We start from the raw sequence: 13,075 nt of genomic DNA on the forward strand, positions 1-13,075 counted from the left end.
AAATCGTCAACGCCTGTCCACAAGCCGATAATTCACGCCGCAAACGGATCGGGGGCGATATTTCCACCGCAAACCAGAACCGCCACACGTTCCCCCGGTTCCGGCTGATACGCACCCGACATCAGGGCTGCCAAGGCCGCTGCCCCTGCGGGTTCAACAAGGATACGATGGGCCCGCCACAAGGCGCATTGTGCGTCGGAAATCGCCTGATCCGAGACCAGAACCGAGGGCATCCCCTGCGCCAGATCAAAACAGATCGATCCAATCCGCCGCGCACCCAGCGCGTTGGCTGCAACCCCAGAAACCGAAACATCCACCGGTTCACCCGCTTTCAACGCCGCATGCAACGCGCAGGAGGTTTCCGGCTCAACCGCCACGACCTTGCGCGCACCCTGAAACCACGCCAACGCCCCGGCAATCAGGCCGCCGCCGCCAACAGCGATCAGGACGGTATCAGCCTGCAAACCTTGCGCGTCCCATTCCGCAAAGCACGTCCCCTGCCCCACCACGGTGGCCGGTGCGTCATAGGCATGGATCTGCATCGCGCCGGTCTGTTCCTCATGCGCCTGCGCCATGGTCAGGGCATTGGCGTATTCGCCGGGCACCACGCTCAGATCCGCGCCGATCTGTTCGATCAGGGCGATCTTGGACGGTCCGGCCAGTTCCGGCACGAAGATCTTGGCCGGATGGCCCAACGCCCGCGCAGCATAGGCCGCCGCTGCGCCATGATTGCCGCCTGAAGCCGCCACAACGCCCGCCTGCGGCACATCCGTGCTGAGCAGCGTGTTGAACGCGCCCCGCGCCTTGAAGCTGCCGGTGTGCTGCATATGCTCCAGCTTCATCTCAATCGGGTAGCCGGGAATGTGGCTCTCCATCACCGGGGTCACCTGTGCGTGCCCATCTATCCGACCGGCTGCTGCCTGAATTTCGCTCTTCCAATCCATGTTTGTCTTTCCGTGACTGGCACTCTGCCCGCGAACCCTATAGCTGTTTGTCAAACACGCAAGCAGGGATCGATCAACGATGAGAGAAGACCGCCACAGCCCGTTCCGCGATGCGCAGACCGACCGCTCGACCGCGAGCGAGGTGCCGGATACGCCGCAGACGCGCTCACCCGCCTATCGCCTTGCCTTCGCCGACGAAGAATTCCTGTGCCGGGACGAACTACGCCCGGTGCGCCTGCAGCTGGAGCTGCTGAAACCCGAGATGATCATGAGCGAACGTCAGATCACCTCGACCATCGTCATGTTCGGCGGCGCGCGTATTCCGGAACCGTCGCAAAAGCACACGGCACGGACCGAAACGCTGGCCGGGCTGTCCGAGTATTATGACGAGGCACGCGAGTTTGCCCGGCTGATGACCGAGAAATCGAACGAAACCGGCTGCCGCGAGAACGTGATTGTCACCGGCGGTGGCCCCGGCGTGATGGAGGCCGGAAACCGGGGCGCGCAGGATGCAGGTGGCTGTTCCATCGGGTTGAACATCGTCTTGCCGCATGAACAGGCCCCGAACCTGTATGTGACGCCCGAGCTCAGCTTCAACTTCCACTATTTTGCGATCCGCAAGATGCATTTCCTGATGCGCGCCCGCGCCATCACCATCTTCCCCGGCGGCTTTGGCACGATGGATGAGCTGTTCGAGTCGCTGACCCTGATCCAGACGGGCCGGATGGACCGCGTGCCTTTCCTGCTGTTCGGCCGCGAATTCTGGGAAAAGGTGATCAACTGGGAAGCCCTTGCCGATGCAGGCACCATCTCGGACGAAGATCTGGACCTGTTCCGCTTTGTCGATACCGCGCAAGAGGCGGTCGAGATCATCGAGAACTGGGAACCCGCCCCACCCCGCGACGCAATTCCGGGACGCTAAGAGATGGCCCCCAAGATTGGAGAGATGCTGCATTTGCGCGGCAATGCGCTAAACGCGGGTGAGCCGGTGGCCCTGCCGCTGACCCAAAGCAGCATGTATCACCTGCCGGGGCCGACAGATGGTCTGGCCACCTATGGCCGTGTGGACAACCCCACATGGGTCCAGCTGGAACATGTTCTGTCGCATCTGGAAGACGCGCCGTGCCTTTGCTTTCCGTCGGGGATGGCGGCGATTTCGGCGGCGCTGTTTGCAACCGTTCAAGCCGGATCGCGGCTGTTGATCCCCTCGGACGGCTACTACGTCACGCGTCTGCTGTCGGATCGGTTCCTCTCACGCCTCGGTGTTGAGGTCGAAGAACGCGCGACGACTGACTTTGCCGAGGGTGGTTTTGCTGGGTTCGATGTGGTGTTTGTCGAAAGCCCCTCGAACCCCGGTCTGGACATGATCGACCTGAAATCGGTTGCCGAACAGGTGCGCGCCGCCGGTGGGGTGACCATCGCCGACAACACAACCTTGACACCGCTGGGCCAGCGCCCGTTGGATCTGGGCATCGACGTGGTTGTGTCATCCGACACCAAGGCGATGGGCGGGCATTCCGATATGCTGATGGGCCATGTGGCCAGCCGTAATTCGCAGATCATGGAACGGGTCGAGGAATGGCGGAAGGTGTCCGGGTCAATCCCCGGCCCGCATGAGGCTTGGCTGCTGCATCGCGGGTTGGAAACTCTGGATGTGCGCTTTGACCGCATGTGCAACTCGGCGCAGGTGCTGGCGGAGCGGTTGGCGGAGCATCCGAAGGTGAAACAAGTTCGCTATCCGGGCCTGCCAGACGACCCCGCGCACGCCTTGGCGCAGGCTCAAACGGCGCGATTCGGGTTCCTGTTGTCCCTGACGCTGGACGGCGAAACGCAGGCCGAAGCCTTCATCAACACCTGCCCCTTGCTGCGCCCCGCAACCTCATTCGGAGGCGTTCACAGCTCGGCCGAACGCCGCGCCCGCTGGGGCGATGACGTCGATCCGGCGTTCATCCGCCTCTCTGTTGGCTGCGAACCGGTCGAGGAACTGTGGCAAGCCATCGAGGCCAGCCTGAACGCGCTGTGATTACTTTTTAGGTTCGCGCAGTTCTTTGAACACATAGATCGGCAGCACGATACTGCCGATCAGCGCGCCCAGCCAGACCAGCAGCGTCGCCGCCAGCAGGTTCGAGATACCGCCGATGGTCAACCCAGCCGTGATCCAATCGGTCACCAGCAGGCCCACGAAGGTCACGATCAGCGCGATCCCGCCTTTCAGCGCGGGCGCTTTCTTTTCCCCAAGTTTCAGGATCAGCGGCTCGGCCACCACCTGAACCAGGGTGAAGACGATCACCACAACGATGAACGACAGCGGCTTGATCGAAAACCCGGACAGCAGCAGCACAGCCAACAACAACCCAAGAGCATTCCCGGCCAGCAGGGCCAGAGCGGATTTGATTCTGCGCGACATGGGGTGGCCTCCGTCAAGCGACATTTAAAAACATGCAGATGTTAACAGGTTTGCAGGAAATTAAGAAGCAATTCAATCGTCTCTTCCTTTTGGGCCCTTGAAATCGCATGATAAAACGCAACCACCCTGTTCTGACCGAACTGTGAGAGAGGTGAGATGAGCGACGATCCCTATTCCGTCCTTGGTGTAGCAAAGGACGCAACTGCCGCCGAGATCAAGAAAGCCTATCGGCGCATCGCCAAGGAATGCCACCCGGACCTGAAACCCGGCGACGCAGAGGCCGAGGCCAAATTCAAAGCCGCCGCCGCAGCCTATGACCTGCTGAAAGACCCCGAAACGCGCGCACGCTATGACAACGGCGAAATTGACGCTTCGGGTCAGGAACGGCCGCAGCAGCAATACTACCGGGACTACGCCGAAGCAGCGGGCAACCCCTATCGCGGGCGTCAGGCGGATCCGGACGACATGTCCGACATCTTCGCCGAATTCATGCGGGGACGCGGCGGTTTCGGTGGCCAACGCACGCAGGAATTTCACGCGCCGGGGCACAATCTGAATTATACGCTCGAGATCGGATTTCTGGATGCCGTCTTTGGTGCCAGCCAAAAGCTGACCCTACCGGATGGGGACCGGATCGAGGTCAAGATCCCCACCGGTATCACCGACGGCCAAACGATCCGCCTGCGGAGTAAGGGCGCTCCGGGCTATGGTGAAGGGCCGCCGGGCGATGCTTTGGTGACGGTCTCGGTCGCCAAACATCCGGTGTTTGACCGTCAGGGTGACGACATCCACATAACGTTGCCGATCACTATTGATGAGGCCATTCTGGGCGGCAAAATCCCGGCCCCCACCATAGATGGTGGCGTGAACGTCAATGTGCCCGCAGGCACGAGCAGCGGCAAAACCCTGCGGCTGCGCGGCAAAGGGGTGAAGAAACGCGGCTCATCTGACCGAGGTGATCAGCTGATCGAACTGACCATCGCAATGCCCGGTACGATTGATGAAGAATTGAAGACATTCATGGAGACCTGGCGCGACACGCACCGCTATGATCCGCGGAAAGGAATGCCGTCATGACCCTGACCGAAAAGGAACTGATCGAGACCATCTCGCGCCTGACATCGGACCGTCTGACCGAGTATCTGGCGGCCGAAATCGTGATCCCCGAACAATCGGATCAGGGGCTGGTCTATCACAGCATCGACGTCGCCCGGCTGGAACTGGCCTGCGAGCTGCACGAGCAATACGATATGGAAGCGGACGCGCTGTCGGTGATGATCTCTCTGATCGACCAGATGCACGGTTTGCGCGCGGAACTGCGCGAGGTGCTGAACGCGGTTCGAGCACAACCCGAACCCGTCCGCCAGCAATTGATCGAGGTTATCGGAACGGCTCGGTTCCGACGCGGCTAACGGGCGGACCCGCCGTCGCACCGTCAACAGGCGATGCGATTGCTATTCGCCGGTCTGATACTCTTCGGGCACATAAAAGGTGTAATCGCGCTCGGCGACCTGCTCGTGACAATCATGGCAATAGGCCACTGCATTGGCGCGGAATCCCATCGTGTCGCCAAACAAAGAGCCATCCGGCAGAACCATGATATAGCGCCAATCCGCCATGTCGGGATCTGTACCAGCGGCCAGTTTTTCCATCACGAACATCGCACCGGGAAAGATCTTCCCCTCATCCGTGACGGTCATGCTGTCCTTGGCCAGCACGGACCCCACCGGCAGAACCTCGCCTTCCTGCAAGGTCCCGTAATTATGCGCCATCCTGTTGGCATAGCTGTTCACGAACCGCTGCCCATGGGTGGCCGAGATATAGGGCGCATCGTTAAACAGCGGCCAGCTTTGGTAATTGCGCAGCAGATCCAGCTGTGCCGCCGCATAGCCACGCGCCATCCGCTTCGCCAAGGACTTGTAGACAGCGTTGGCCTCGTCCTTGCTCAACTCGGCGGGGTTTTCGATTGCGATATGGGCATCCTGTTCGTCGGCCTGCGTCTGGCCCACAAAAATCAGAAGCGAAGCCGAAATAATAAGAACGGTCTGAAATCTATTGCTGAAAACTGTATTCATAACTAGGCCTACCTGAAAAACAGTTCGCTTGCGCATCGGGACTTACATTAATCCACATAGCGAACATCAATCATCCTGCCAGAACCGGTCCGTCCACCTCACCGTTTCGTGCACAAAGGTGAGCCCCAAATCCGAAACCCGGGCAGGACAAACATAACAAATTTTGCATGCAAAAAACAGAAGCCGAAATGTTAAGATTTCATCTTCAACCGTCGGCTGAGCAGATGCCTTAGCTGTTCAACCCAGCCTCGGCCTCGATCTGTTTGCGCGACTTGCGGGCGCGTTCTGTGGCCGATTTCAACTGACCGCAGGCCGCCATGATATCCTCGCCCCGCGTCTTGCGGATCGGTGAGGCATATCCGGCCTGATAGATGATGTTCGCAAAGGCCCGGATACGGTTGTTCGAGCTGCGCTTGTAGGGCGCGCCGGGCCATTCGTTGAACGGGATCAGGTTGATCTTGGCCGGAATCTTGTGCCGCTTGATATGGTCGATCAGACGGTGCGCATCCTCGTCACTGTCATTCACGCCATCCAGCATCACATATTCGAACGTGATCCGTTCCGAGTTCGAGGCATTCGGATAGCTGGCCAGCGCCTGCAGCAATTCCTCGATGTTCCAGCGCTTGTTGATCGGCACCAGCACGTCGCGGGTCTCATCGGTGGTTGCATGGAACGAAATCGCCAGAAGGCAACCGATTTCCTCGGCCGTGCGTGCGATTTCAGGCACCACTCCGCTTGTCGACAGGGTGATCCGGCGGCGCGACAGGGAAATGCCTTCGGGGTCCATGGCGATCTTCATCGCATCACGGACATTTTCAAAATTATATAGCGGTTCACCCATGCCCATCAGAACGATGTTCGACAGCAGGCGCGTTTCGTCCTTGGGCGCGCCGGGGGTGGGCCATTCCTCAAGATCGTCGCGGGCCATCATCACCTGACCGACAATTTCCGCCGCCGTCAGATTGCGCACCAGTTTCTGCGTGCCGGTATGGCAAAAGGAACAGGTCAGCGTGCACCCGACCTGAGACGAGATACACAGCGTGCCGCGATCATCCTCGGGGATATAAACCACCTCGACCTCATGCCCGCCCGCGATGCGGCACAGATATTTGCGTGTGCCGTCCTCGGACACCTGACGGGTCACGACCTCGGGGATTTCTATCACGAAATGCTCGGCCAATTGCGCGCGATAGGCTTTGGCCAGATTGGTCATTTCACCAAAATCGCGCACGCCCCATTGATAGATCCACTGCCAGATCTGCCCGGTGCGCATCTTGGCCTGCTTTTCGGGTGTACCATGTTCGATCAGCACCTCGCGCAGCTGGTCGCGGGTCAGACCGACAAGGTTCACCTTCCCCTCGGGCAGTTTACGGGGGATGGTCATGACGTCTTGAGTGATCGGCGCTTTGGGCGACATGTGGCTGTCTCAACGGATTCTGGCTTGGGATGCGCCTCTATATAGGATCGCGCGCAAAGATCAAAAGGAATCGTCAATCCCGGTCTCCTGCTTTTTTTGACGCGCCCAGATACAGTTCGGCCGCACCGGGATGAGCGATGCGGCCGATTTCGTTTTCCGATACCGATGAGCCGGTCAGAAGCTTGCAGGCAAGATGTTACAATCCGCTGCATCCAGGGTTTTTACCGGATCTTCCGGTCCACATTGCTCGCCGGACACCGGATAGGTGTCGCTTGATTTCTCACATGCGCTCAGCACCGCAGCGGCGGCGATCATAAGGGCGACAATGGACTTGTTCAGCATTCGAAAGCTCCTTTTCTTCCTCTGAACCGATTAGTTCAGAAAACGGGGCAACCTGCTTTGATACGGATCAAATTCGAATATGTACGTTACGTAAAGCGGTCGTTTTTTGAGCCAAAAAGAAACCCCGCCGAAAGACGGGGTTACCTATATCTGAATTTAGAATGGGTCAGTTGGTGCAGCGCTTTTCGGCGTCTTCGATCGCTGCAGTAAAGCCCAGCAATGAAAATGTGTCCTTGGTCTGCGTTCCCCGCTCCGACCGTGCGGTCAAAACCGCCTCGGTTCCGCGCTTCATGGCGGTGACGATCTTGGCATCATCCGCCGCTGTTGCAGGCCAGGCCCATTCGCCTTCGGTGAACAATTCGAACTCGCTGCCATCTACGTTCAGGTTCACGGTCGACCCTGCCGCAAACGGATAGCCACCGGTAAAGGTCACCTGACCTTTGACCTCGGCATTGGGGCGATAGAACACGAATAGCAGGATGTCGCTGCGACGGACCGAAACCACACGCCCGCCACGGGTATTCACCGTTTCCTTGGGGGCGGAAACGCTCCAACATTCGGTGGGATCATCCTCGACAAAAACGCTCCAATCCGTTTTTGCCGCTACGCGATTTGTGCTTGTCGCCTGTTGAGCGATTGCAGTCGTGGCCATCCCCGCCACGCACAGGCCCGCGATCACGCGGACGAGCATTGATCCCATTTGTCCAGCCTCCTAGCTCGACCTTCTACCTCATACCCATCAGAATGCGTCGCGAACCCTGCCGGTTCGTCTTGGAAAAGTTGCGCATCCCGATGATTGCCGACATACACACACTAACGCAGGTTTCGCCACAGGCGAAAGGGCGATTGGCAGAATTTTGCGCATAAATCCGGAGGTCAAGATGACTCAGCCCATACCGATGACAGAACTGTGGCGTGGTCCCCTGCTGGAAAGTCTGCATCTGGGTCATGCGGTGGTCTGCGATGGCACCGGGCAGATCGTGCAAAGCTGGGGCGATCCAAATGCGGTGATCTATCCGCGATCCTCGGCCAAGATGATTCAGGCACTTCCCTTGATTACGTCGGGCGCTGCAGCGAAGTACGGATTGAACTCAGAGCATCTGGCGCTGGCTTGTGCTTCGCATAATGGCGCTGCGATCCACACTGAACGTGTAGCGGAGTGGCTGGATCATTTGGGTCTGGCAGAACCCGATCTACGCTGCGGCCCGCAGGAACCGGCGGATAAGGCCGCGCGCGACCGGCTGATTTTGGCCGACGATACGCCCTGCCAGATTCACAACAATTGCTCAGGTAAGCATTGCGGGTTTCTGACCCTTGGTCAGCATATGGGGGCCGGGCCGGAGTATCTTGAGATCGACCACCCGGTGCAGCAAGCCTGCCTGTCAGCAATTGAGGAGACAACCGGCGAAACCAGCCCCGGTTATGGGATCGACGGATGCTCGGCCCCGAACTTCGCGACCTCATTGGTGGGGCTGGCGCGGTCAATGGCGTGGTTCGCCTCGGCCGCGGACCGGTCCGACCGATCCAGCGATGCGGCGCAGCAGTTGACCGCCGCGATGATCAAACATCCCGAACTGGTCGCGGGCGAAACCCGCGCCTGTACGGAACTGATGCGCGCCATGGAGGGGCGTGCGGCGATCAAAACCGGGGCCGAAGCCGTATTCGTGGCCATCCTGCCGGAAAAACGCATGGGTGTGGCGCTGAAAATCACCGACGGAACCACCCGCGCCAGCGAATGCGCCATTGCCGCCTTATTGGTCAGCCTTGGCGTGCTGGAGGCCGACCACCCGGCCACCAGAAAATTCATGAACGCCACACAATACAGCCGCCGTGGGCTGGAATGCGGCGTGATCCGACCCGCGCCGGGTTTTCCGGGCTAAGCCCGCTACATCTCAATCTCGTGGACCTCGGCCACCTCGACCGAGCCGGAACCGTTGACAACCATCGGGCAGCCCTTGGCCAATTCAGTCGCGGCGTCCATGCTGTCGGCCTTGATCACCGTAAAGCCCGAGGCCGGGTTTACGCCGCCATTGTCGACAACCCCGCTGCTGCTGACGGTGTAGGATTGGCCAACCGGGTTTCCGGGGATCTCCAACGCCTCACCCATGTTCTGAAACCACGCGCCCCAGGCGGCCATGGTCGCCTCGATCTCGGCGGGGTCGGTGGGGGTGTGGCCCCCGTGATAGACAAACAAATATTGGGGCATAACGCTCCTCCCTGATGAAAACCTATGTGCACAGCGCTTCGAGTTTGCGCAGTGAAGATGTCCAGCCCATGTTGTGGTTCTCGGCAGCTTCCGCATCGAGCAGTTCCCGGTGATCCACCACAAGGCGCGAACCGGTTTCGGTTGCCGTGACGGCAAAGGTCACATGACTTTCCGCGCCGCGCTGATCCTGATCGTCATGCCAGGCCCAGGTGAACCCAACAGATTTGGGCGGATCGACATGGGTGACATGGCCCGAGACCTTGTATTGCTGGCCCTCGCTATTCTCCATCACCGAAAACCATGGACCCGTGCGCGAGAAATCCAGATTGTGCTGGGGCACATGCATCCCCTCGGGGCCCCACCATTGCAACAGCTTCGCGCCGTTGGTGACCCATGCAAACAGCGTTTCAGGATCAACGGGAAACTCCCGCTCGAGCTTCAGGTCGGCCATGAGTTTTCCCTTTCCAGTATGTCGCCCAAGCGATCCAGACTGCTTTCCCAGAACTGACGCTTCGAGATCGTCCAGTCGGCAATGGCGCGCAGCCCCTCGGGGCGGATCGAATACATGCGCTGTGTGCCCTGCACCCGCTGCTGTACCAGCCCCGCCGCGCGCAGCACTTTCAAATGGCGCGAGATCGCGGCACCGGACATGCCCTTGCCCTTGGTCAACTCGCCTGCGGGCATCTCTCCGGCCTCCATCAATTGCTCAACAATCGCGAAACGGGTCGCGTCGGACAGGGCGGAGAAGGTGGTGAGAAGCGTGTTCATGATCACTATTTAACACAAAAGTTAAATTAAAGAAAGCCCGAAGCGGCTGTGTGAACTCGGTCACGTTCTGCACCTTAAGTGTTTCAAAAACCGTCACAATTCACTGATAGACAGACATAATGTCTGCGAACTATAATCAAATATGCGAGTTTCGTGTTTTATGTAAGTTGTTAAGGAGTTTTGAAATGCGCCGTACGACCGTTTCAGCATTTGCTGTTCTGACAGTCGCCCTTTCCGGATGTGGGACACTCTGGTCTCAGGAAGAGCCGGTTGATACTTCAGGCGAGGCGACGCAATCGGCCGTCGCGGCAACGCCGGCTTCGGCGACGTCGTCGGGAAGCTCTGGCACGTCTTCAACATCCTTGGCCGGTGAAGAACGCGGCGGCGAAGGCGGTTCAAGCGGCGGTGGTTCCGGTGGCGGTTCCGGCGGTTCGTCGGGCGGCAGTTCGGGAGGTTCATCGGGTGGCAGTTCGGGCGGATCTTCCGGTGGCAGCTCCGGCGGTTCATCGGGTGGCGGTAGTGGCGCCGGCGGTAGCGGTGGCGGCACAAGCTGGGACTAATCTGAAAGGTTCAAGTGATGTCACAGCAAGCGCTGAAGCAACGACTCTGTCGCTTGCTAGCTTGTTCAACGTTCGCGCTGCTTGGCGCGCAAGCTTTGGACGCACAGGTCGCCGCCACTTCTGGTCAGTCTTCGTCATCGGCTAATCGCATCGCCATTGTGATCGGAAATCAGGATTATCTGAGCGTCGGTGACCTGACCAATGCCCGAAAGGATGCCGAAGATATCGCCGACATGCTTCGGGGCTTCGACTTTCGGGTCTATGATGGCTACGACCTGAGCAAGCGCGAATTCGAAGAGCTTATTCGAACGGCCGTGTTAAACATCCCGCCCTCAGCCGATGTGCTGTTTTATTACGCGGGTCATGGCATTCAGATCGGTCGCAGGAATTATCTGCTGCCGGTCGATGCCAAATTCGAAAGCATTTATGACGTCCCGCTGGCAACCATGACGTTGGATCGTGTGATCGATACCCTGTCGGCGCGCAGCGCAGCCCATGTCGCCATATTGGATTCGTGCCGCGACAACCCGTTTCAGGACCTCCGGCTCGCCGCAGATCTGGATGCAAACCTGTTCGAAACCCGCGAAGGGTTTGATGTGTTCAAGACGCCGCTGAATTCTCTGGTAGCGTACTCCACGTCACCCGGTGCGGTGGCGAGTGACGGTGAGCAAGGCCAGAACAGCCCCTATACTGCTGCGGTTCTGGAAACGGCGACAACTTCGCCCTTCGAAAATATTCAACAGCTTTTCCCGGTTATTCGCGAACGTGTTCACTCCAAAACAGCAGGCCAGCAAATCCCATGGGAAAGCTCAACACTGGTGCGCCCGTTCTATCTGGCACAACAATCCACTGAACCGGTACCAGCGCCCTTAGAATTAGAAGAAGTTGGTCCACAAGCGGTGCAACTCAGCTATCAGTTCGACAAGTCGATCCCATTGTTGCGAAGCCTGGAACAGGCATTGGGAACCGAAATTGTCGACCTGCAGGTGATTGAAAACCCGACCCGGGGGGCCGTCAGCCTCAACGATCAATCTGCGGCCAGCGCGGTCGAATACGCGCCAGAGATCTCGGACGCGCGCGCTGTTGAGGTCGGCAATGTGGCCTTCAACGATACGTTTTCGGTTCAGATTCTGACGCAAGACCAAATACGGCAAACGGTCGACGTGTCTCTGGACCTGGAAATGAACGCCTGCGACCTAGAGGCCGGAGATGCGCTGGACATCAATGGCGTCGGCGTCTTCCGCCTGCCGAACGAATTGGACATGGCAAAAGGGCTGGCGGCTTGCACTCAGGCTGTTCAGGACAATCCCGGAAATCCGCGATTTCTCTATCAACTGGGGCGTCTCCAGCAAGCCGCTGGTGACGTGCCCGCTGCTTATGAAAGCATCTCGGCGGCCGAAGCCGGGGGCCACATCCGCGCCAAATATGCGCTGGCCATCTTGTTACAAACCCAACAAATTGATCGTGAAGTTACCAAAACACCTTATGACACGGAAAAAGCGCGCGCACTTCTGGAAGAAGGAGCGGCGCAGCGCGATCCATACGCCATGCACACTCTCGGCAAGCAGCTGTTGCGTAACGGCGAAACGTCAGAAGAGAAAAAGCGCGGGTTCGAACTGTTGGAACGTTCGGTTGAGCTTGGCCACACCTTCTCGATGAACGAGCTTGGGCTGTACTTTCTGCGTGAGAACTCGGACCACTACATCCCCGAACGCGGGCTGCGCTATCTGCGCGCCTCGGAACTGCGCAAGGATATCTACGGCTACGATAACCTTGCCTATGTCTCGCTGGAAGGGCTTGGTGGAAACCCTGTCGATTTCGCAAAGGCCGAGGCCTATTTTCGTGCCGCCTCTGACGGCGGGCATCCGACCGCTCCGGCTAGCATCGCCCGCATGATCCTGCGCGATCAGTTGCAGGGACGAACCCGCGCCGAGGCGTTGCAGTGGTACGATACATCACTGGAACGCGGTGATGCGTGGGGTGGGGCCAACGGGGCCTTCATCATTCTGGATGGTCAGGTGCCGGGACGTGGCCCTGCCGATGCGGCGCTGCGGGCGGCCAAGGCCGCGTTGCTGGCCAATGAAGAACCCGCCGCGCAGGCGATGGGTCAGTTGGACGGGATATCCAAGGCTGATCTGGACCGGGCCCTGCAAATGGCCCTGAACGAGGTCGGAGAAAATGTCGCCGTTGACGGTCAGGTCGGCCCCGCCACGCTGGCCGCGCTGGAAAGCGCCAGCGCACGGTTCGGGGTTCCCGTGTCTTACGCGTCGACAAATGACCCCAAAGCGCGCTTGCTGCTGGCGGCCAGAGTGTATTGGGCCAAAAACCCGGTTCGGTTCGATCTGTTCTAGGGGTG

The 13,075-nt window shown here is 59.1% G+C and carries 16 protein-coding genes; 7 read left to right on the forward strand and 9 right to left on the reverse strand.

The window, feature by feature from the left end; translation table 11 throughout:
• Nucleotides 1-32: 32 nt before the first annotated feature.
• Complete coding sequence (locus tag ACR0C9_RS10760; RefSeq protein WP_480780982.1) at nucleotides 33-944, reverse strand: threonine/serine dehydratase; 912 nt, start codon at nucleotides 942-944, stop codon at nucleotides 33-35.
• A gap of 79 nt (nucleotides 945-1,023) precedes the next feature.
• Between ACR0C9_RS10760 and ACR0C9_RS10765 the strand changes: the two genes are divergently transcribed.
• Together ACR0C9_RS10765 and ACR0C9_RS10770 are read left to right on the forward strand one after the other, a co-directional pair.
• On the forward strand, nucleotides 1,024-1,866 hold the full coding sequence (locus ACR0C9_RS10765; protein WP_170634163.1) for an LOG family protein: 843 nt from the start codon (nucleotides 1,024-1,026) through the stop codon (nucleotides 1,864-1,866).
• Between the two features lie 3 nt (nucleotides 1,867-1,869).
• Nucleotides 1,870-2,967 carry a cystathionine gamma-lyase gene (locus ACR0C9_RS10770; RefSeq protein ID WP_480780983.1) on the forward strand — a complete coding sequence of 366 codons (1,098 nt, stop codon included), beginning with the start codon at nucleotides 1,870-1,872 and terminating at the stop codon, nucleotides 2,965-2,967.
• Here ACR0C9_RS10770 and ACR0C9_RS10775 read toward each other — a convergent pair whose 3' ends face one another.
• Nucleotides 2,968-3,351 (reverse strand): phage holin family protein, encoded by a 384-nt coding sequence (locus ACR0C9_RS10775; protein ID WP_170624665.1) that lies wholly within the window; start codon nucleotides 3,349-3,351, stop codon nucleotides 2,968-2,970.
• A gap of 156 nt (nucleotides 3,352-3,507) precedes the next feature.
• Between ACR0C9_RS10775 and ACR0C9_RS10780 the strand changes: the two genes are divergently transcribed.
• Nucleotides 3,508-4,428: a DnaJ C-terminal domain-containing protein gene (locus ACR0C9_RS10780; protein ID WP_480780984.1), complete on the forward strand. Its 921-nt coding sequence runs from the start codon at nucleotides 3,508-3,510 to the stop codon at nucleotides 4,426-4,428.
• Complete coding sequence (locus ACR0C9_RS10785; RefSeq protein WP_170455343.1) at nucleotides 4,425-4,763, forward strand: hypothetical protein; 339 nt, start codon at nucleotides 4,425-4,427, stop codon at nucleotides 4,761-4,763. The genes ACR0C9_RS10780 and ACR0C9_RS10785 overlap by 4 nt, the downstream gene beginning before the upstream one ends.
• A 42-nt stretch (nucleotides 4,764-4,805) precedes the next feature.
• On the opposite strand, the gene ACR0C9_RS10790 is transcribed toward ACR0C9_RS10785, so the two are convergent.
• The 4 genes from ACR0C9_RS10790 to ACR0C9_RS10805 form a co-directional block, all read right to left on the reverse strand.
• Nucleotides 4,806-5,360, reverse strand: coding sequence for a cytochrome P460 family protein (locus tag ACR0C9_RS10790; RefSeq protein WP_480780985.1), 555 nt, complete (start codon nucleotides 5,358-5,360; stop codon nucleotides 4,806-4,808).
• Nucleotides 5,361-5,655: 295 nt separating this feature from the next.
• Nucleotides 5,656-6,843 carry a dual-specificity RNA methyltransferase RlmN gene (gene rlmN / locus ACR0C9_RS10795; protein ID WP_170624667.1) on the reverse strand — a complete coding sequence of 396 codons (1,188 nt, stop codon included), beginning with the start codon at nucleotides 6,841-6,843 and terminating at the stop codon, nucleotides 5,656-5,658.
• A 174-nt stretch (nucleotides 6,844-7,017) separates the two neighbouring features.
• Entirely contained in the window at nucleotides 7,018-7,185 is a 168-nt protein-coding gene (locus ACR0C9_RS10800) for a hypothetical protein (RefSeq protein ID WP_170455349.1), read from the reverse strand.
• Nucleotides 7,186-7,351: 166 nt separating this feature from the next.
• Nucleotides 7,352-7,885: an invasion associated locus B family protein gene (locus ACR0C9_RS10805; protein ID WP_170455351.1), complete on the reverse strand. Its 534-nt coding sequence runs from the start codon at nucleotides 7,883-7,885 to the stop codon at nucleotides 7,352-7,354.
• A gap of 181 nt (nucleotides 7,886-8,066) precedes the next feature.
• Here ACR0C9_RS10805 and ACR0C9_RS10810 point away from each other — a divergent pair, with 181 nt between their 5' ends.
• Nucleotides 8,067-9,065, forward strand: a complete 999-nt coding sequence (locus ACR0C9_RS10810; protein WP_480780986.1) for an asparaginase — start codon at nucleotides 8,067-8,069, stop codon at nucleotides 9,063-9,065.
• Between the two features lie 5 nt (nucleotides 9,066-9,070).
• Here ACR0C9_RS10810 and ACR0C9_RS10815 read toward each other — a convergent pair whose 3' ends face one another.
• The 3 genes from ACR0C9_RS10815 to ACR0C9_RS10825 are packed head-to-tail and all read right to left on the reverse strand — an operon-like array spanning nucleotide 9,071 to nucleotide 10,159.
• Nucleotides 9,071-9,391, reverse strand: a complete 321-nt coding sequence (locus ACR0C9_RS10815) for a YciI family protein (protein WP_170624673.1) — start codon at nucleotides 9,389-9,391, stop codon at nucleotides 9,071-9,073.
• Nucleotides 9,392-9,413: 22 nt separating this feature from the next.
• Nucleotides 9,414-9,842, reverse strand: a complete 429-nt coding sequence (locus ACR0C9_RS10820; RefSeq protein ID WP_480780987.1) for an SRPBCC family protein — start codon at nucleotides 9,840-9,842, stop codon at nucleotides 9,414-9,416.
• Nucleotides 9,830-10,159: a metalloregulator ArsR/SmtB family transcription factor gene (locus tag ACR0C9_RS10825; protein ID WP_170624675.1), complete on the reverse strand. Its 330-nt coding sequence runs from the start codon at nucleotides 10,157-10,159 to the stop codon at nucleotides 9,830-9,832. Before ACR0C9_RS10825 ends, ACR0C9_RS10820 begins: the two co-directional genes overlap by 13 nt.
• A gap of 185 nt (nucleotides 10,160-10,344) precedes the next feature.
• Here ACR0C9_RS10825 and ACR0C9_RS10830 point away from each other — a divergent pair, with 185 nt between their 5' ends.
• Both ACR0C9_RS10830 and ACR0C9_RS10835 read left to right on the forward strand, forming a co-directional pair.
• Nucleotides 10,345-10,719, forward strand: a complete 375-nt coding sequence (locus tag ACR0C9_RS10830) for a hypothetical protein (RefSeq protein WP_480780988.1) — start codon at nucleotides 10,345-10,347, stop codon at nucleotides 10,717-10,719.
• 95 nt (nucleotides 10,720-10,814) lie between these two features.
• Nucleotides 10,815-13,070, forward strand: a complete 2,256-nt coding sequence (locus ACR0C9_RS10835; RefSeq protein ID WP_480780989.1) for a caspase family protein — start codon at nucleotides 10,815-10,817, stop codon at nucleotides 13,068-13,070.
• Nucleotides 13,071-13,075 lie beyond the last annotated feature (5 nt).

This window comes from Ruegeria sp. C12, from assembly GCF_056537745.1.

What these genes read in the sequence shown, in the direction of transcription:
- ACR0C9_RS10780 (WP_480780984.1), top strand. Translation starts at nt 3,508, where the DNA reads ATGAGCGACGATCCCTATTCCGTCCTTGGTGTAGCAAAGGACGCAACT.
- ACR0C9_RS10825 (WP_170624675.1), bottom strand. Translation starts at nt 10,159, where the DNA reads ATGAACACGCTTCTCACCACCTTCTCCGCCCTGTCCGACGCGACCCGT.
- ACR0C9_RS10800 (WP_170455349.1), bottom strand. Translation starts at nt 7,185, where the DNA reads ATGCTGAACAAGTCCATTGTCGCCCTTATGATCGCCGCCGCTGCGGTG.
- ACR0C9_RS10785 (WP_170455343.1), top strand. Translation starts at nt 4,425, where the DNA reads ATGACCCTGACCGAAAAGGAACTGATCGAGACCATCTCGCGCCTGACA.
- ACR0C9_RS10820 (WP_480780987.1), bottom strand. Translation starts at nt 9,842, where the DNA reads ATGGCCGACCTGAAGCTCGAGCGGGAGTTTCCCGTTGATCCTGAAACG.
- ACR0C9_RS10775 (WP_170624665.1), bottom strand. Translation starts at nt 3,351, where the DNA reads ATGTCGCGCAGAATCAAATCCGCTCTGGCCCTGCTGGCCGGGAATGCT.
- ACR0C9_RS10830 (WP_480780988.1), top strand. Translation starts at nt 10,345, where the DNA reads ATGCGCCGTACGACCGTTTCAGCATTTGCTGTTCTGACAGTCGCCCTT.
- ACR0C9_RS10765 (WP_170634163.1), top strand. Translation starts at nt 1,024, where the DNA reads ATGAGAGAAGACCGCCACAGCCCGTTCCGCGATGCGCAGACCGACCGC.
- ACR0C9_RS10770 (WP_480780983.1), top strand. Translation starts at nt 1,870, where the DNA reads ATGGCCCCCAAGATTGGAGAGATGCTGCATTTGCGCGGCAATGCGCTA.
- ACR0C9_RS10760 (WP_480780982.1), bottom strand. Translation starts at nt 944, where the DNA reads ATGGATTGGAAGAGCGAAATTCAGGCAGCAGCCGGTCGGATAGATGGG.
- ACR0C9_RS10815 (WP_170624673.1), bottom strand. Translation starts at nt 9,391, where the DNA reads ATGCCCCAATATTTGTTTGTCTATCACGGGGGCCACACCCCCACCGAC.
- rlmN (WP_170624667.1), bottom strand. Translation starts at nt 6,843, where the DNA reads ATGTCGCCCAAAGCGCCGATCACTCAAGACGTCATGACCATCCCCCGT.
- ACR0C9_RS10805 (WP_170455351.1), bottom strand. Translation starts at nt 7,885, where the DNA reads ATGGGATCAATGCTCGTCCGCGTGATCGCGGGCCTGTGCGTGGCGGGG.
- ACR0C9_RS10810 (WP_480780986.1), top strand. Translation starts at nt 8,067, where the DNA reads ATGACTCAGCCCATACCGATGACAGAACTGTGGCGTGGTCCCCTGCTG.